The organism is Acinetobacter sp. TUM15071 (assembly GCF_008980925.1).
Taxonomy (GTDB): Bacteria; Pseudomonadota; Gammaproteobacteria; order Pseudomonadales; family Moraxellaceae; genus Acinetobacter; species Acinetobacter dispersus.
The window spans coordinates 77,007-95,960 of sequence record NZ_BKGB01000017.1 but is presented as its reverse complement, the minus strand read 5'-3'; the positions used below and the strand labels follow the sequence as shown (position 1 = coordinate 95,960).

The window sequence follows — 18,954 nt, the reverse complement described above, 5'->3', positions numbered from 1 at the left end:
AATTTGAGTAAATAATGTACTTGCATGAGTGGTTTTTGATTCCTTCTTGGAGGTGTGGTTCTTGATATGAGATAGAGTGGGTGAAATGGTTTTGAGTAAGTCTAATCAAGTAAAATTAGTGTCTAGTGCGATGCAAAACCTATTGATTTATTTTTGCGTAAAAAATAATCTTAAAAATGCAAAATATTTGAGTGACTATAAAACTAATGAATTAATTCCACTTTGGGATTGGATTGAGTTATTGGAAGAAATTAATCAAAAATATCCAAAGCCAACACTTGGGTTAGATATTTCAAAATATGCGCAGCCCAAACATCTTGGTATTTTAGGATATATTGCATTGTCTAGTGAAAATATATTGGAAGTTCTTAATTCTTTTATAAAGTATCAAAGGTTGTTTTGTGAAACGAAACCGGCAAAAATGTCTATTTCTGATGATTTTATTATTATAAGCTGGAGTGAAGATCCGTATATAAAAAACAATCATCTTGTGGATGAATTGTTGATGGGGGTTTTTTATGTGTTTTTAAATCAATTGGTCCATCCTAATATTATTCATGTTCATAAAATAAATTTTAGTACACAAAAAAATAAATTTTTTTATAATTATGAGAATTTTTTTGGTTGTTCTGTGGAGTTTGAAAGTGATCATGTTGAAATATATATTTCTATGAATAGCCTTGATTTAACGGTTCCAAATGCAGATCCAATTCTCAATGATATCTTAACCAAACAAGCAAATTTATTGCTGTCAAAGCGTCCCCATCTTGATGTTTTTGATGAGCTGGTACAAAAATCAATAATTCAGGCAGTGAGTAAAGGTAATATTAGCGTTGAATATGTGGCGAACCAAATTGGTCTCCCATCTCGTATTTTTCAAATGAAATTGAAACAGCAAGGGTACACTTTTAAGGAGCGGTTAAATCAAGTTCGCAGAGATTTAGCTTTTGATTATCTTGCTGATTTAAATCTGAGTATTTTGGATATTTCAATGTTATTGGCTTATCAAGAGCAGACTTCATTTATTCGAGCATTTAAAACATGGACGGGGATGAGCCCATTGCAATATCGAAAGAAAAAAATCTTAAATCATCGTTGATAATTTCATCATTTACTTTTTATTCATTACTTGAGAGTGGTTAAATCGTAGTGATTGTGAAGACCTGTATTCACGCTACAACTTTGATCAGATTTCATCCGTTCTTTTATTCGATTGTTCTTGTTCGGTGTTTGGTGTTGTATCAATCATCAAGGTGATGTCTTTTTTGACGATCCTTCAAAATTGATTGTTCATTCTAAAAAAATGGAGAAGTTATTTACATACTCTCAAATGTAAATGATAATTACTATTATTTATGGTGTTTGCATAATTTAATGATAAATCCTCTCCCAACGAATGATAGACATACGTTGATTCAAAATCGTGATCCCGATTACTATGTCGCACTGAGTCGATGCCTTAATTCTTTCATTGCTTACTTCAATATTGAAGAAGTTGACTGTTGCCGAACACTAATTTTTTGATTTTATTATTTTTATTTAAATCCTTAATTATTTTATCGCCTATTTAGGCGGACGATGAATTTTTATCTTTTGGTGAAGATGTATGTTTCAAGTTCTCTCTCAAAAAACGGTGATAAAGCCACTTGCACTAGCTATTGCTTTATCTATGAATGTCTTAACAGTACAGGTCTATGCAGATAGTAATACAACAACAGTTTTAGTGAATTCGAACAAAACTGTAGCATTGCCTAAAAGCTCATCCACAGCCAATGATCAGAACCAAATTTATCAAATGACACCAATTGTGGTGCAGGCAGAGAAAGAAGATACCATTCAGTTTGGTCAGAGTGTATTAAACCAAAAAGCCATCGATCGTTATCAGGCAAACAATGTTGCTCAATTGCTAGATAACATGCCAAGTGTTGGTTCCGCTGGTTCGCCAAGACCAGGTGGGCAAACGATTAATATCTTAGGGATGGGTGGGGTTGAAGATGTTCCAATTACATTGGATGACTCGGTAAAAAGCTTTGATAAATACCGTCAGGGTTCAGTCTTTATTGAGCCCGAAATTTTAAAGAAAATCACAGTAGATAAAGGGCCACATAACGTTGAAGTTGGTAATGGTGGTTTTGGTGGAAAAGTCACATTGGAAACCAAAGATGCAACTGATCTGCTTCGAGATGATAAAAATATTGGTGCTTTTTTAAAGTATTCACGGTTCTCCAATAATGCACAAAACACCTATACAGGCGCGGTATATGGCAAAAGTGAAGATGGGTTGGTCGATGGAATGTTTTACTATACCAATCGAGACAGTGGTGATGTTAAACGCCCAGATGGCACCAAGTTTTTATATTCTGCACAAGAGCAAAATACCTATTTGGCCAAGCTGAATTTCCATCCGACAGACAGTCAAAAAATCACATTAAATGCGATGCAGGGTGGACATAAAGGTTGGGAACCATTTGCGGCTATGCGTGATCAAGATGCTGTACCAACTGAAGCGGATATTAAAAAATATGGTTATGAGGAGGCTTGGAAGCGTCGTCTAGTCTACCGTGATCAAAACGATATCAGCTATTCGATGGGATATGAGTTTAACCCTGACTCAAATCCATACTTTAATCTAAAAGCTATCGCATCTTATTCAAAGACGGATCAACATGATCAAAGACTACCGAGCGTTAATGGATCAGCGGCAACCTTGGGCAATGAAAGTTGGGTAACGTATACCAATACGGCGCTTAAACTCAGCAATATCAGCGATATTGCAACTGAATACGGTACGCATAAATTAAAAGTGGGGGCGCAATATCAAAAGATGGAGCAGAATTCCCTGATCTATGATAAGAACAATGCCAAAAAGCCTGATTATAACTTTGGTTATTATGAGCCCAACTATATGCCATCAGGTGAACAGCAAATGTTGAGTGCCTTTGTGGAAGATCAATATCAGATCAATAATTTTACCATTACGCCATCACTTCGCTACGACCATATAACCAATACAGGCAATCCAAACCGAGCACCTCGTTATAATGATCCAAGTGCAGGGCATGACTATTCCAGCAAGACTTATACAGGTTGGTCACCACGTTTAGCTTTGGCATGGAAGCAGGCTGATTATCTGACTTGGTTTGCCAATATCAGTAAGACATGGCGTGCTCCGCGGGTAGATGAACAATATTATGTACAATCAGCGGTGACATCCGTGCCTTCGACCAGCCGTTATTTACGACCTGAAAAGATGCTCGCGATTCGTTTAGGCAATGAAATGAATTTTGATGATGTGTTTGCATCAGAAGATCATTTACAAGTTCGTCTGACTTATCATCGTAATCGAGGGAGTGACGAAATCTTCCGTAACCTTTCAACTTTTTGTAAGGTACAAGCAGAGAACAATGCCAACGGTGAAAATGGCAGCATTAATGACTGTAATGGAAACTATAATCACGGTTTTTATCGCAATGTAAACGATTACACGATCAAAGCATATGAGGCTGAGGTTTTCTATAATCAGCCGACTTGGTTTACAGGCTTAACCTATTCTTATATTCGTGGGCAGCGTGATAATTCGCCTGTGAATCCTTGGTTTGAGCAAAAAACATGGATGACCGATATACCTCCTAAAAAGGCCACAGCGACTTTGGGTGTAAATGTGCCTGAGCATCACTTAACGATGGGCTGGAGAGGAATCTTTGTGGCGGCACAGGATCGGAGTTTATCTGACAATGAGAAGTCGATTGCAGCATCTTCTTTCTCTTTGCCAAAAACTAAAGGTTATTCACTGCACAGTGTTTACGCCGACTGGCAGCCTGTGGGGGAGAAAGGACCAAAGTTAAATTTCTCAATTGATAATCTGTTTAATCGCGACTACAAGATGTATTTAGGGGAATATATGACAGGCACAGGTCGTGATTATAAGCTAAGCATTTCTCAATCATTCTAGTTCGAATGCTGTATCTCAGTTGAACTTTAAATCCTGTTTTATCCGTACAGATGTTTGTTTTATTTTCAACAACTGTACGGATTTAACTTTTTCCTTTCGCTCTAAAAATATTTAAGCAAAGCGATATGTTTATTTCTATGCTTAAAGTCTGAAAACTTAAGCATTAATGGATAAAGTAGCATACTGAGTATGATTGCAATGAACCAAAGCGTAGCAACATGATTTACGCCAAAGTATTCTCCTTGATTTGTTCCAAAAATATGAACGGCAATCAGATATAAAGCTTTTAGTACATACAAGTGAACAATATAGAAGAACATGGGTACTGAACCAAAGATGATTAATGGCTTGATCCATGATTTAGTTTCAAACTTTTGTAATAACACGAATAGCAGTAGCCCTATACCAACATTCCACAAAATGAAGAGAAGGGAGGGTGGATATTTGGTTAGATTGACAAAACTCATGATTGTTTCAGTGATGGTCGGCATCACAATCCATGCTTGATCGCCATACATATTGATCCATCTTAAGACCAAAAATAAGCCAATACTGCATAAGCCAAAGTTGAGTAATATCAGATTTCTTTGTCCTGCATTTCTATTTTGTTTAAATGCGACTGTACCAATACAATAACCCAGTGTGATCACGCCAATCCAGGGTAAAACTGGATAAGAGGTTCTAAATCGAATAAATTCTCCGAAGTCAATCCAGCCTCGTTCATGCAAAATCATCCATAGATTTTGTAGGATAGGGATATTTTCAAACGAGACCTGATCCAGCAGGTTATGCCCAAAAATAATAACAAGACTGATCGTCCATAAAATTTTTCGTGGTAAGCCAACCAGCGCTGCCAAAGCCAGCATACTCAAACCAATGGCCCAAATAACCTGTAAATAAATTACATCGGGTGGGAAGCTTCCAGTCCAAGCAAAGTTGATCACAACCAACTCAAGGAAAATCAAAAATAATCCACGCTTGAGTAAAAATTCGCGTGTCATCACAAGATTATTTTTGGCTTGATAGAGGTAAGCAGATAACCCAGTTAGCAGGATGAACACGGGAGCGCACAAATGAGCCAGTACTCGACTCAAGAATAGTGATTTGTCGGTATCAGCAATCAGCATAGGATCGGGTACTTGATGATGGAGATAAAAAGTTTCACGAACATGATCTACCATCATAATCAGGATAACTAAACCTCTTAAAGCATCGATTGCTTGTAAGCGTTGGGAGGATATTTGCATGAGTTTGTGCATGTTAAAAAGATATCTATTGTTATGTTATAGTATAACAATTTGAATTGAAGCTCAAACAAGGATATCGCCAAGGCATAGGATCTAAAGATTTTTTTTATCCGCAAAAGGCTTTATTGAGAAAATATAGAAATTTTAAATAAAAATAAGAATTAAAATCAGTTAATTATTTAAATTTTCACTAAATGATAATTTTTTAATAGTTTTCTGTTAATTACTATGAAAATAAATCCATATAATAAGAGTGAAATATTATTGAAAACTTATAATTAAGGTATTTCAAGTGAAAGATTGGATTTGCAAAAAGTGTAAGAAATATAAGAAATTTGAACCAAAAGATTTTAAGGAAGGTGATATAGTGTTCTTTTATCTATTTGAAATTTATGAGGAACAGGTTTTTAAAATAATAAGAGAGGGCGTTATATTAAAAAGAAAAAATCAGATTCTAAAAATACTAGATGATGGGGAGATTTTTTATTTACATGATCATGATGTATATCCTATAGGTGCACCTGCTAAATTCATTTACAACATGTTCGGTGTATGTTTTTGTTCTTTTTATAAACATTAAAAATGCATGGATGTGTGATTAATATTCTAATTTTTATTTAGCTTTTCTCGTAATAGTGGTATCGAAAAATCTAAAAACAATTTTGTTGCCAATAAAATATTTTGTCGTGTGGGGATGAGTGCATTAATCAGGGAGTGATGAAGTTCCCATCGGGTATTTGGTTCAAATACTTCTACAAATTGACCTGATTTTAATTCATGAATACATAAATACTTTGGAAGGATTGCTGCTCCCATATCCTGTTTAACTGCTGATTTTAGCACCGACATATTGCCACAGCTCATATATGGCTCAAGCTGTATTGCATGTATTTCATTGTGAAGATAAACAAATTCTTTGCAAACAGTATTTTTTTGAGTACTAAGCGCTATGAAGTTTAAAGCCTTAAGCTCATTTGGATGTTTGATTGGTAGTTTGTCCTCCATGTAATTTTGGCTGGCCACCAATACCATCGGTAAATCACAGATTGGACGTATAATTAAACTGGAGTCATCGAGAGGCTTGGATGAAATCCGAAAAACGAGATCAACTTGAGCACTGATCAAGTCAATATTGTGATCTGAGGTATTGATGATGATTCGTATTTTAGGATATTCACTCATAAATAACGCGAGGATTGGCATCAGAGCTTCTTGTGCCAATGTTGAAGAACAGCCGATACGCAATACACCTTTGGGGTCTCCAGCAAGGTCTGTTGCCACAGCAAATGCATTATGCGCTGCCTGTTTCAATGCTTTTGCATGGATGTAGACTTCTTCGCCTGCAGGGGTTAGTACTACATTCCTTGTATTTCTATGAAATAAACGTACTCCAATCCTATTTTCAAGTTCAGCAATATGCCGACTGAGCTTAGAACGCTGTATGCCTAGATTTCTTGCTGCGGCAGAAAAACCAGCATGTTCTACAACCTCAGTAAATAATAAGAGATCATCAAGTTTTTGCACGCAGTCTTTACCCTTTATTGTTGCTAATTTTAGGACAGTATATTGTGAATTCTGTGAGTTTTGTCAGGGGGCTTAACTTGCTAGATTTATCTTAAATGTCGCAATGTAGGTTTCTGATATGAGTACAATGAAAAATCAAAGGATTAGGTTGGTTCTAAGCAATAAAATTTTTGTAGCATTATTGCTGTCGTTACCGATCAGTACCATTTTTGCGAAAGATAATGGCTATTCTGTCGATCAATCAATCTATCAGAATCGTCCAGTTTTAACAGATTTTACTGCAGCGGCTTGTCCTGATAATCCGAGAGATTTAACCCAAGTGAAAGGAAATCTTTATCGGCATACCACAGGGGCAGGCTTAGCGGTACACAGTGGTTTAGTATTGATCACTAAAGAAGGTGCTTTGGTGATTGATCCTGCAATGACATGTACATCTGTATGGTTGAAAGATGAAATCAAAAAACGTTTCGGTGTCCCTGTAAAGTATGTGGTTTATACCCATGCTCACGCGGATCATATTAGTGGTGGGCAAGTTTTTAAAGCAGATGGCGCAACGATTGTTGCCAACCAACGCAGTATTGAACCGATTGTCGGGGAAAAATTAGCAACTGCATTGCCAGACCGTGTTTTTGATCAGGATATGAAAATTACCTTGGGAGGTGAAGAGGTTTTATTACACTACGTTGCACCAAGCCATTCGGATAGCATGGTCATGGTACTGTTCCCTAAATATAAGGCACTGCAATGTACGGATGTTTGTGAAAGTAAAAGCATGCCTTATAACGATTTCCTCGACTTTTATTACACTGGCTGGATTGATACTTTAAATTGGGTCATTAATCAGGATGTCGATATTATTGATGTTGGACACTATACGCCTGCAACTCGTGAGGATCAGATTGCGTTACGCAACTATCTCGTAGACTTACATCAGCAAGTGTTGGACTTGGTTCGGGCCGGGCAGTCATGGGATCAACTCTACCGTAACGTAAAATTCAGCCCTCAAGTTCAAACGTGGATTGCTTTTAGCACAATGAAAATACCAAATATTCAGGGCATGTACCGTTGGGTGAGTAACCACCGTAGAGGCAACTGGTAACAATCATAAGCCAACAAAACTGAAATTTTATTCTTAGGAGATCACTCAATACAGCTCTGGTGCATGACATCAGAGGCAGCCTTTTTCTAGATAAGCAAAGCGTAAATCTATTTGAAATGTATTTAAATAAAATATAAATGAGTGTGAAAGTGTTAGATATTAGAGATTTAAAAATTTTTATATACGCTGTTGAGAATTCATCTTTAACAGTAACCTCAGAAAAGCTAGGTATTGACCAGTCAACTGTAACGAAGCGGATCAATAATATTGAACAAAAATTGAAGGGTAAACTGTTCAACCGTAAAAGTAGACCTTTGCAATTAACGCATTTTGGTGAACAAGTATATTTCAAAGGACGTCATATTCTTGAACAGTTGGAGCAGTTGGAAAATTTTCATCAACAAAAAAAGGGATCATTACTAGAAAAAATAAAAATAGGACTTCCGAATACCTTGGTAGATGACTTATATGAATATATCGATGATCGATATAAGTTTGATCATTATTCGACTGAAATTGAAATGCAAAGTGGATGGGGGCGAAGCCTTATTCATCAGGTGGATGGTAGAGAGCTGGCACTTGCTATTGTCATGATTCCTTCCAATCTTCATCTCTCGGAACATTTGTTTTTCAAAAATATTGGAACTTTACCTTTGGTTGTTGTTGCGCTAAAGAATGGTGTTAAAGAATACAGAACTTTAGAACGGTGTAGTAAAAAGGGTTGGGTAGTACATCCAGAAGGTTGCTGTTTTAGAGAAAGCCTAAATAAAAAACTCAATGAAAAAGGCTCAGTTTTTTATGCAAATAAGGAGGTTTTCGGGATAGAGGCTCAATTAAATAGTGTTGTAAATGGTGATGGATTGGGGATATTTCCTAAACCTTTTTTTGATAAGTATTCTGAGAAGAACTCTAATCTGGAGGTTGTCCCCGTCAATGATTTTGATATCAATCTAAAAGTTGGGATCGTTTACGCCGATAAAAAAGATTTAGATCAAGTAAACTATTTTGCAAAAATTATAAAAGAACGCTATTTCATTCAATTTGCTATCATTTTGAATTTAGGGCTTTATTTTATCGATAGCTTGGTTGTTGCTTCCACCTAAATGTTGCGCTGAAGAGATATGATTCATTTGTTGATATTCATATGTCGTTTTCATATAGGGTAGCTCGATGAATTATTGTATAAATATAAGCAATTTGAAGCTTTGCAAAGCTGTTTTAAAGCATGAAAGCAAAGAGGATATGATAAAATTGGCCTTAAAATTAAAAATCAATTAGGACTTGAGAATGAGAAACATGCGATGGTGGGTGCTGACTTTGATGACATCAACAGCTATTTTTTCTGTTGAAACTTTTGGGGGCGATGTCGATCCAGCGGTACAAGTACATTTTGGCAATGTATCACCTGAAAAAAACAAAAATTCTCTTATTAAGCAATCTACAAAAAAGGCCGATATTGATGCTGAGGTGGATACACAAGCATTAAAATTAGGGGGGATTCATAAACGAGAAGATGCAAGAGAATATCTTGAGTTAAAAAATGAAGCAGAGAGAAGTGTTGAAAAATCGACTGATAAAAATAAGAACGAAATATCTAATGGGTTAACCAGTAAGTAAAATTGCCTTACTTTAGTGTGGGATATCGCTATATTGAGAGGGAATGCAGTGAAGCATTTTGAAACGTTTTCTACTTCACTGTAACTGTTTAGTTAAATAAATATTAATGGAATTTATTTATTTGAGGATAATTTCAAGTACTTAACTAATGAATTAATAAAAGTCTAATACTTATAACTCTTGTTACAACCATTTAGTCGACAAGGTTAAAAAAAATTCCCATAGTGCTATGAACAATATTATTGGGAGAACTGTTATGGATAAGATTACAGTCATCGTCAAGGACCAAGAAGAAAACGAATCTGTTGTCGTTGCACAGCTGAATGATTTAGAAGACCATGATATTCCTTTTTTTAAACGGGTTGAACATATTGAAGTAGAAGGAAATATCATTTTTCCAAATATCGACTTATTGTTTGAAAGTGATATCGATGGAAAAATCTATAAATTGGTTGCGCCAGTGAATGACAAAAGATTTATCTGAATTTAGCCCTGTTTTTAAACTATGTAAAAACCCACTTATGTTCAATCCAATAAGTGGGTTTTTATTTGAGAGAGGGCACATGATGTAAAACCAAATGAGGTCTATGAGAAAAAATAAAGAGCTTACAATTTAAATGTCACTTAAGCTCTTTTATCGATCAAAATTATATGTTCTTTTGTCTCGGTTCGATTAATTAATTGGATTAAGCCCTTTAACAATATCATTAAATTCAGAACCATTGAGCCAAAAAGATTTCTTTAAAAAAAGTGTGGTCATAATACTTTCTGCGGCTTCACTATTTTGGTTGTCACAAAATAGTCCGTAGCTATCACCTAACACAGTATTGTTCTCGATCAGGCGAATAAAGAAAGCATGTTGTTCGTCAGCATAACCAAGAATAGCATCACGTCGATTGTTCATTTTTCATGTCTCCACATCAAAAATATTTTGAATAAAACCTAACTGCTGAGAGATCAAATAGATTAATGAATTAGATCAATGGCTTAACATTTTTGAACTGAGTAAAAATAAAATAAGTCATTCATTTAAAACAATAATTTTAGTTTGTCTTACATCCTTGTCTAAGTTAAACAAGCTAAAATCTGATCTATAGATTTATTGTTATGCAAAATTAATTGTACGTCAACTTGAATTTGTAACTTTTTCAAGTTAAATTAATTGAAAGTATTTTAAGCTTGGGTAGGGGGAAATTATGTCCAAAAAAACTGAATTTGAACATGGGGGGGCAAGAAGCAATGCTGGGCGGAAGGCACAATTCAGTGAGCCGACCAAAGTCATTCGTGTTCCCGAATCTCAAGTTGATTTCATCAAAAATTGGTTACTGAATAATGTCAAAACGGGTACTCAAACTGATTTGACGACATCAATGAAAATACAAAATGTCCAAGCTAAGAATGATCGACTTTATCACATTCCATTGGCAACGGAACGTGTTGCCGCTGGTTTTCCGTCGCCTGCCCAAGACCATGTTGAACAAGCTTTAGATTTAAATGAGTTTTTAATTCGTAACGAAAATTCTACTTTCATTGTGAAAGCAAATTCACTTTCGATGTTAGATGCGGGCATTGATATCGATGATCCTTTGGTGGTGGACCGTAGTCTTCCTGCCAAATCCGGGGATATAGTGATTGCCTTGATTGACAATGATTTTACCGTGAAGCGATTAATGGTTGATCATCATTTCAGCCCGCCTAAAGTGTGGTTAAAAGCAGAGAATCCTGACTACCAGAATATTTATATTAGCGAGGGACAAGAGTTACTGATCTGGGGTGTTGTGACCTATAACCTGAAACCGATGAGATAAGTCCATGAGTCTGCCACAACGTATTTTTGCTTTGATTGACGTGAATAACTGTTATGTCAGTTGTGAGCGCGTGTTCAATCCAAAGCTGGAAAATCGTCCTGTGGTGGTCCTGTCCAATAACGATGGTTGTGTGGTTTCTCGTTCTTATGAGGCGAAACAGCTTGGTATTCGGATGGCGGTGCCTTTTTTTCAGATTGACGAGATTATTCGGCAGCATCAGGTTGAGGTTTTTTCAAGTAATTATGCCTTGTATGCGGAAATGTCGCGCCGTTTCATGAATATATTGGGCAGCTTTGTCGATCCATGTGAGCAGGAAGTGTATTCGATTGATGAATGCTTTCTAGAGTTAACTGCCTATCAACAAAGTTATGACCTGACTGCGTACGCTCATCAGATTTTAGATACCGTCAAAAACTGGTTAGGCTTGCCGTGCTGTATCGGGATTGGTTATTCCAAAACTCAAGCAAAACTCGCCAATAATCTCGCCAAAACGCATGCCTGTTTTAATAGTGTCTGTAATATCGTTGCTGAAGATCCTTGCGTGATTGAAGATTTGTTGCAGCATATGCCTGTGGGGGAAGTGTGGGGTGTGGGTCGTAAGATTCGACAACGCTTGGAAAAAATGAATGTCTACTCTGTGATGGATTTGCTGCAAGCAGATGCGAAAATGATGGGAAAGTATTTTTCAGTGCTGATGGAAAATACAGTCAAAGAATTACAAGGTATGGCTTGCTTAGAACTTGAGGATGTCGTGACGGATCGTCAACAGGTGTTGAGTAGCCGTTCATTTGGACAGCCGATTCAAGAGAAAAGTGATTTAAGTGGCGCACTGACTGAATTTAGTTTACGTGCCATAGAACGCTTACGCCTTCAGAAACTATTATGTAAGGCGGTTGGGGTAAGTATTCGTACTAACCGTTTTAATAAAGATCAGTATTATCGACCTTATACAGTCGTGTATTTGCCTGACTACAGTGATGATCGTTTAGAGATTATCAAAGCGGTACAGCAGGGGCTTGATCGCATTTTTCAAGCTGGGCATCGTTATAAAAAAGCGGAAGTGATCCTGTTAGACATCATTCCGCAACATAGTCATGCTGTTGATTTATTTCACGATACCGATGAACTGATTGCTCGAAGAAATCTTTCAGTGGCTTTTGATAGCATTAATGAAAAGTTCGGACGAGACACGATGACGTTGGGGCGTTTAATCACCCCTCATGGGCGGGCATGGCGTATGACGCAAAATCATAAATCACCGAGTTATTTGACTAATTGGGATCAAGTTTTAAAGATCGGATAAGCTGGCTATTTACTGCTAATCATTACTAAACCCTTATTTACTCATTTTTAGCTGCATGATAAATCTTGAGTCAGCGCATTTTATTGAAGAGAAAAGTGTATTTGACCCTATAGATTAATGTTTTATTATCAATGAATTGCTTCTATTTTTTAAACTTTATCTGGATAAATAAATTTGCTATGGCGACCTCTGTTGAAAGAAATGTAAATATGGATCAGTTGACTCAGGCAGTTTCGCATTTTGCTGAGCAATCTGGTGATCACATTTCTGTGATTCCTCAACTTTCGTTTCACAGTCGAATGCATCCGACTGACAGTACGCATTGTATTTATAACTTGGGAATTGGCATTATTTTGCAGGGACAAAAACAAGTTGTAATTGGTGATCAAGTCTATCAATGCTTTGAAGGGCAAAGTATGTTGACCACCATCGATTTGCCTGTCACCTCGCATATCGTGCAAGCTTCGCCACAAAAACCATTTTTAGCGGTTCTATTATTGCTTGATTTACAAATGGTGAATCAGGTTGTGGCAGAAATGCCTACACAAAACAGCGCTGTTGCAGAAGTTACACATCATTCTTTTACGGTGGAAGCTGTTGATACACCCTTGATTGATGCTTTTTTAAGGCTGATCAAGGTATTAGATGAACCGCTGATGTTGCCTCATCTTGTGCCTTTGATTCAGAAAGAAATTATTGTCCGTGTGCTAAATGGTCCGCATGGCACATATTTACGTCAGCTGGTGAAATCGGGTTCGGCCAATCAAAAGATCCACCAAGTGGTGAATTGGTTAAAGCATAATTATGTGCAGCCAATGCGTATGGACGATCTAGCCAATCAAGCATTTATGAGTCCATCGACATTTAGGCAGCATTTCCGTGCTGTAACGGGGATGAGTCCATTGCAATACCAAAAGCAGTTACGTTTACAGGAAGCTCGACATTTGATGTTTAACCAAAATGTTGATGCAGGGCGAGCAGCTGGTTTGGTCGGTTATGAAAGTGCATCTCAGTTTAGCCGTGAATATAGCCGTTTATTTGGTGAGTCTCCGCAACGCGATATCCAACGTATGCGGCAAGGTTTATAACAGTGTTCTTCTGTATGAAGGCCGATGTGGGATTAGATAGGTTGAGTTATGTATGCATCAGATCAAACAAAAGATTTGGTTAAAATATTAGCTGATAAAGTTGATGGGCTTATCCATGCTGATGACTTCTCAACTGAAATCTCAGGTTTTTCTTTACATCGACGTACAGCCAAACAGTCTATTCATTGCATTTATGGACTTGGTCTAGGCATTGTTTTACAAGGACAAAAAGAGGTCCTTATTCGGGATAAAGTATATCGCTATGGTGCTGGTCAAAGCATGCTAACCACCATTGATTTGCCCGCCATTAGTCGAGTGACACAGGCATCTTATCAAGAACCTTTTCTCGGAATGATGCTGTCACTCGACTTGAACTTGATTATTGAAACGGTACAGGCATTAGATGACAAGATTAAGCTAAAAAATCTGCCTGCATTTTCAATTGAGTATCTCGATAGCGCTCTGGTGAATACATTGACTCGTTTGGTGGATTTGATCGAAGAACCCACAATGATTGAGCAACTGGCACCGATCATCAAGCAAGAAATTATTCTTCGTTTACTGGTCGGACAACACGGTGTTTATTTGCGTAATTTAGTCAAGGCAAGTGTCTCGGATAAAAATATTTTTACCTTGATTCAATGGTTGAGACATCATTTTCTTCAGGAAAATTGCATACAAGATGCCTTTGAACAGGTCAATATGAGTGCCGCGACATTAACAAATCACTTCAAACAAATCACGGGCATGACTCCGCTGCAGTATCAAAAACAGTTGCGCTTACAAGAGGCCAGAAAGCTGATTTTATCCCAAGCAATGAATATGCAGCAGATTTCTGATTCGGTTGGTTATGAGAGTCAGTCGCAATTTACTCGAGAATATTCACGATTATTTGGCAGTACGCCTAGCCGAGATTTACAACAATAAAACCTCAGAATAGGCAAACTATTTTTAAAAATAGGCAACTTTGATTTGCAGCGAGTCTCTAAACTGATGTTATCAGCAAAGAGATCTTTGCTTACTCTTTCCTACATTCAAGAGGTGAAGAAATGGAAGCAGTTAAAATCAAAAATACCTATTGGGATATTGCCGCAGATTTATATTTTCCACCCGAATTTGATCAAACTAAAAAATATCCAACCATTATTAGTGCACATCCGATTGGTAGTTGCAAAGAACAGACCTCAGGCAATGTATATGGTGAAGCACTTGCTAAAGCGGGTTTTGTAGTGATTGCATTTGATGCTAGTTTCCAAGGCGAAAGTGGAGGAGAGCCACGTTATATTGAAGATCCTTCACTTCGTGTTGAAGATTTTCGTGTTGTTGTCGATTATCTAGTTACACTGGATTATGTCGATGAAAATCGAATTGGCGTCTTGGGCATCTGTGGTGGTGGCGGTTACTCGATCAACGCAGCCATGACTGAACGCCGTATTAAAGCTGTAGGAACCATTACAGGTGCGAACTATGGACGGGTCATGCGTGAAGCCAGTGGCGGTAATCCGATTGCATTCTTAGAAGCCATTGCAGCTCAAAGAACAGCTGAAGCAAGAGGCGCAGCACTTCGGGTTGATCAAGGTCTATATCCAACGGTAGAAGCAGCAAAAGCCGATCATGCCGATATCGATCCATTAGAAGCAACCGAATATTACCGTACAGCACGAGGCGAAAAGCCGAATGGCGTCAATAAAACGGTGTTCTCTCACAATGCAGTTGCTGTGGGTTGGGATGCTTTCCACTTGGCAGAAATCTTATTAACGCAACCCTTGATGATTATTGTGGGGAGTAAGCCTGGTGGTTTCGGTGCCTATCGTGATGGTTTTGAAATCATCAATCGCGCTGCATCAAAAAATAAAGAATTGGTGGTTGTCGAAGGTTGGTCTCATTACGATCTATATGACAAAGCCGAGCCAGTCAAAATTGCTTTAGATAAGTTAATTCCATTCTATCAAGCCAATCTTTAATTCTGGCTTGTTGTTCAAAAAACGGTGTTTTGAGTTGGTCAGGTGACTGATCAACTTTCTATTTTTGCAAAATCTCCTGTTGGAGGTGAATCATGGTGTGTTCAGTGAATCCTAAATTATTCCAGTCTTTTCAATTAACTCCAGATTTGAACTTACGCAATCGAATCGTTATGGCACCAATGACAACTTGGTCAGCAAATGAAGACGGTACGATTTCAGCTCAGGAACTTGAGTACATGCGTAAGCGTGTGAACGATGTCGGTTTGGTGATCACAGGTTGTACCCATGTACAAGAAAATGGGATTGGCTTTACTCGCGAGTTTGCTGGCTTTGATGATCGCTTTATACCGAGTCTGACCCAATTGGCTCAAGCAGCTAAAAGTGGCGGAGCACCTGCAATCCTACAAATTTTTCATGCAGGTATCAAAGCGATTCCAAACTTGATTGCTGATGCAGATGTTGTCAGTGCAAGTAGCTTGGCAATTACTGCGGGTCCGTTTAAAACTGAACAACTTTCCAGTCGAGCATTATCTTATGATGAAGTTCTGCAGTTGATTGATGATTTTGGTGAAGCAACACGTCGAGCGATTGAAGCTGGATTTGATGGGGTTGAGTTGCATGGTGCACATGGCTTTATCATTCAAAACTTTTTTTCACCTTTATATAACCAACGTGATGATGCATGGGGCGGTTCACTCGAAAAACGAATGGCATTTCCGTTAGCTGTGGTCGCGGAAGTGCAGCGTGTTATTCAACAACATGCGCAAGGTCCTTTTGCATTGGGTTATCGCATTTCTGTTGAAGAGTATGAAGACAATGGTTTGTCTATTGCAGACAGTCTGGAGCTGATTGATCAGTTAATTGCAACTGAGATTGACTATTTACATGTGTCTTTAGCAGATGTGCTGCATTCAGTGCCTAAACATGATCTTCAGCAACAACTTAGTATTCAACATGTATTAAAACGGGTGGCAGATCGAATTCCTGTGATTGCTGCAGGTTTGTTACGCACACCTCAACAGGCTGAACAAGCTTTAGGTCTCGGGTTACCGCTGATTGCCATTGGTAAAGCCTTGGTGATGAATCCGAACTGGGTCGCGTTGGCACAGCTTGGACAATTCTATGAGATTGCCCTTGAACTAAATCCTGCTGATGTTCCTGAATTGAGTATTCCTGAGCATCTCTGGCAGGAAATACAGGTCAGAGAAGGTTGGTTCAACATTCGCAGTACTGAAACGATTTAAGCCACTCGAGAGGATCAGACGATGATTGCAGAAAACAGCCATGATGTAATCGCTTTATTATCAAATAGCGTAAATCGTCTGATTCAAACTGATGGCGATCATCAAACAGCGATTCCTGCCTTATCTTTACATCGCCGTTCAGCTACCAGTGCGACACATTGTATTTATAACTTGGGGCTGGGGATTGTATTACAGGGTGAAAAGCAGATTATGATTGGGGATCAGATTTTGACCTATAGCGCAGGTCAATCCATGTTGACCACAATCGATATTCCTGTGATTAGCCATACACGCCAAACTAGTCACCACCAGCCTTTTTTAGGTTTGATGTTGTTACTTGATGTGCCGATGATTACTGCCATGGTTGCTGAGATGGGGCAGATTCATTTGAAAGAAAAAGTTCAGCCCTCATTTGGTATTCAAACGATGGATTACACACTGCTTGAAGCAATTAGCCGCTTGGTAAATTTACTGGATGAACCCGTGTTATTGCCACAGCTTGCGCCAATCTTGCAACAAGAGATCATGATTCGTTTATTGACTGGGCCGAATGGGGTATATCTGCGTCAATTGATTAAAACAGGTTCAGTCAGTCAAAAAATTGCGAAGGCTGTCGCTTGGTTAAAGCACAATTTCGTTCAGGCGATTCGTATGGATGACTTGGCTGAGCAGGTTTATATGAGCCCCTCAACCTTTAGGCAGCATTTCCGTGAAATTACGGGTATGAGCCCGTTGCAGTACCAAAAGCAACTTCGTTTACAGGAGGCTCGACATTTAATGCTGAATCAACACTTTGATGTCGGGCATGCCGCGGGCTTGGTTGGTTATGAAAGTGCATCACAATTTAGCCGTGAATACTCACGTTTATTTGGTACAGCACCACAACGTGATATTCAAGAATTACAACTCATTTAAATGTTTTATCTTTTATAAAGATTTAGCCTAATTCCTTATGGGGAGATAGGCTTTTTATTTTATATATAATTGAAAAATATTATTAAATTTTAATAAGTATGAATAAACAAAATAGGCAAAATTCCTGTTGGAATAGGCAATTCAATCACAGTCGATCCTCCTATACTGAGTACATAGAAAGATAGAAATCCAAGCTGAAACGGATTGTCGTTACGCATAATTCACGAGTGAGGTACTCAATATGCAAACTGTGAAATATAAAAACCTAGCATGGGAATCGGCAGCCAATATCCTGTTCCCAAATGATTTTGATAAAAGCAAAAAATATCCTGCCATTGTCAGTGTTCATCCAATTGGAAGTTGTAAAGAACAAACTTCTGGCAATATTTATGGTCAAGCCTTAGCGGATGCAGGCTTTGTGGTACTGGTCATTGATGCATCATTCCAAGGTGAAAGTGGTGGTGAACCACGTTTTATCGAAAATCCATATCACCGTGTTGAAGATATTCGTTATGCCGTCGATTATTTGGTTACTCAGGATTTTGTCGATGAAAATCGTATTGGTGCTTTAGGTGTCTGTGGTGGAGGCGCTTATGTACTCAACACAGCGATGACCGAGAAACGGATTAAAGCCGTGACTTCAATCACTGGCGTGAACTTTGGTCGTATGACCCGTGAAGGTTATGGTGGAACAGGTGAGGCTTTAATTGAAGGGCTTGAGGCCATCGCACAACAACGTACTGCCGAAGCTCGTGGTGCAGCATTGTTAGTGAATGATTTACTGCCACCATCTGTAGAAGAAGGTAAAAAAGCGGGAATTACCGATATTGATCCACTCGAAGCGACGGAATACTACAAAACTGCGCGTGGTCAGCAACCGAATGGCGCAACCAGTGCCTTATTCTCCCGCATGAGTGTGGCTTTGGGTTGGGATGCATTTCACTTGGCTGAAGTTCTATTAACACAACCGATCTTAGTCGTCATCGGTGATAAGCCAGGAGCATTCGGTGCTTATCGTGATGGTCATGAAATTGTACGTCGTGCAGCATCGAAACATAAAGAATTATTGGTATTAGAAAATACCTCGCATTACGAATTGTACGATCAACCAGAGCCTGTTGCTAAAGCACTGGCAAAAGTAATCCCATTTTTTAAAGCACATCTTTAAATTTGAAACACAAAAAATCTCAATA

18 protein-coding genes are annotated in these 18,954 nt (G+C 38.1%); 15 read left to right on the top strand and 3 right to left on the bottom strand.

Annotated elements, in window-relative coordinates:
• Nucleotides 1–85: 85 nt before the first annotated feature.
• Both GBI66_RS15495 and GBI66_RS15490 read left to right on the top strand, forming a co-directional pair.
• Nucleotides 86–1,099, top strand: a complete 1,014-nt coding sequence (locus GBI66_RS15495; protein WP_151716703.1) for an AraC family transcriptional regulator — start codon at nt 86–88, stop codon at nt 1,097–1,099.
• A gap of 507 nt (nt 1,100–1,606) precedes the next feature.
• Nucleotides 1,607–3,952, top strand: a complete 2,346-nt coding sequence (locus tag GBI66_RS15490) for a TonB-dependent hemoglobin/transferrin/lactoferrin family receptor (protein ID WP_151716701.1) — start codon at nt 1,607–1,609, stop codon at nt 3,950–3,952.
• Between the two features lie 101 nt (nt 3,953–4,053).
• Here GBI66_RS15490 and GBI66_RS15485 read toward each other — a convergent pair whose 3' ends face one another.
• A complete protein-coding gene (locus GBI66_RS15485) occupies nt 4,054–5,199 on the bottom strand; it encodes a DUF1624 domain-containing protein (RefSeq protein WP_151716700.1) in 1,146 nt (381 codons plus the stop codon).
• 292 nt (nt 5,200–5,491) lie between these two features.
• Here GBI66_RS15485 and GBI66_RS15480 point away from each other — a divergent pair, with 292 nt between their 5' ends.
• Nucleotides 5,492–5,779, top strand: a complete 288-nt coding sequence (locus GBI66_RS15480; RefSeq protein WP_151716699.1) for a hypothetical protein — start codon at nt 5,492–5,494, stop codon at nt 5,777–5,779.
• Nucleotides 5,780–5,805: 26 nt separating this feature from the next.
• Here the strand turns inward: GBI66_RS15480 and GBI66_RS15475 are convergent, their stop codons facing one another.
• On the bottom strand, nt 5,806–6,723 hold the full coding sequence (locus GBI66_RS15475; protein WP_151716698.1) for a LysR family transcriptional regulator: 918 nt from the start codon (nt 6,721–6,723) through the stop codon (nt 5,806–5,808).
• A gap of 118 nt (nt 6,724–6,841) precedes the next feature.
• Here GBI66_RS15475 and GBI66_RS15470 point away from each other — a divergent pair, with 118 nt between their 5' ends.
• The 4 genes from GBI66_RS15470 (at nt 6,842) to GBI66_RS15455 (ending at nt 9,923) form a co-directional block, all read left to right on the top strand.
• A complete protein-coding gene (locus GBI66_RS15470; RefSeq protein WP_151716697.1) occupies nt 6,842–7,822 on the top strand; it encodes an MBL fold metallo-hydrolase in 981 nt (326 codons plus the stop codon).
• 137 nt (nt 7,823–7,959) lie between these two features.
• Nucleotides 7,960–8,925 carry a LysR family transcriptional regulator gene (locus tag GBI66_RS15465; protein ID WP_151716696.1) on the top strand — a complete coding sequence of 322 codons (966 nt, stop codon included), beginning with the start codon at nt 7,960–7,962 and terminating at the stop codon, nt 8,923–8,925.
• 184 nt (nt 8,926–9,109) lie between these two features.
• Nucleotides 9,110–9,439, top strand: coding sequence for a hypothetical protein (locus GBI66_RS15460; RefSeq protein ID WP_005183401.1), 330 nt, complete (start codon nt 9,110–9,112; stop codon nt 9,437–9,439).
• Between the two features lie 256 nt (nt 9,440–9,695).
• Nucleotides 9,696–9,923, top strand: a complete 228-nt coding sequence (locus GBI66_RS15455) for a hypothetical protein (RefSeq protein WP_005183398.1) — start codon at nt 9,696–9,698, stop codon at nt 9,921–9,923.
• 189 nt (nt 9,924–10,112) lie between these two features.
• Here GBI66_RS15455 and GBI66_RS15450 read toward each other — a convergent pair whose 3' ends face one another.
• Nucleotides 10,113–10,343: a hypothetical protein gene (locus GBI66_RS15450; protein ID WP_005183397.1), complete on the bottom strand. Its 231-nt coding sequence runs from the start codon at nt 10,341–10,343 to the stop codon at nt 10,113–10,115.
• Between the two features lie 292 nt (nt 10,344–10,635).
• Between GBI66_RS15450 and GBI66_RS15445 the strand changes: the two genes are divergently transcribed.
• From GBI66_RS15445 to GBI66_RS15410, 8 genes are all read left to right on the top strand, one after another.
• Nucleotides 10,636–11,247 carry a translesion error-prone DNA polymerase V autoproteolytic subunit gene (locus GBI66_RS15445; protein WP_151716695.1) on the top strand — a complete coding sequence of 204 codons (612 nt, stop codon included), beginning with the start codon at nt 10,636–10,638 and terminating at the stop codon, nt 11,245–11,247.
• 4 nt (nt 11,248–11,251) lie between these two features.
• Nucleotides 11,252–12,550, top strand: a complete 1,299-nt coding sequence (locus GBI66_RS15440; RefSeq protein WP_151716694.1) for a Y-family DNA polymerase — start codon at nt 11,252–11,254, stop codon at nt 12,548–12,550.
• Nucleotides 12,551–12,729: 179 nt separating this feature from the next.
• Complete coding sequence (locus GBI66_RS15435) at nt 12,730–13,638, top strand: AraC family transcriptional regulator (protein ID WP_151716693.1); 909 nt, start codon at nt 12,730–12,732, stop codon at nt 13,636–13,638.
• 48 nt (nt 13,639–13,686) lie between these two features.
• Nucleotides 13,687–14,565, top strand: coding sequence for an AraC family transcriptional regulator (locus GBI66_RS15430; RefSeq protein WP_151716692.1), 879 nt, complete (start codon nt 13,687–13,689; stop codon nt 14,563–14,565).
• Nucleotides 14,566–14,687: 122 nt separating this feature from the next.
• Complete coding sequence (locus tag GBI66_RS15425; RefSeq protein ID WP_151716691.1) at nt 14,688–15,602, top strand: alpha/beta hydrolase; 915 nt, start codon at nt 14,688–14,690, stop codon at nt 15,600–15,602.
• A 92-nt stretch (nt 15,603–15,694) separates the two neighbouring features.
• On the top strand, nt 15,695–16,846 hold the full coding sequence (locus GBI66_RS15420; RefSeq protein ID WP_151716690.1) for an NADH-dependent flavin oxidoreductase: 1,152 nt from the start codon (nt 15,695–15,697) through the stop codon (nt 16,844–16,846).
• A 21-nt stretch (nt 16,847–16,867) separates the two neighbouring features.
• Nucleotides 16,868–17,761, top strand: a complete 894-nt coding sequence (locus GBI66_RS15415; protein WP_151716689.1) for an AraC family transcriptional regulator — start codon at nt 16,868–16,870, stop codon at nt 17,759–17,761.
• Between the two features lie 241 nt (nt 17,762–18,002).
• Nucleotides 18,003–18,929: an alpha/beta hydrolase gene (locus GBI66_RS15410; protein WP_151716688.1), complete on the top strand. Its 927-nt coding sequence runs from the start codon at nt 18,003–18,005 to the stop codon at nt 18,927–18,929.
• Nucleotides 18,930–18,954 lie beyond the last annotated feature (25 nt).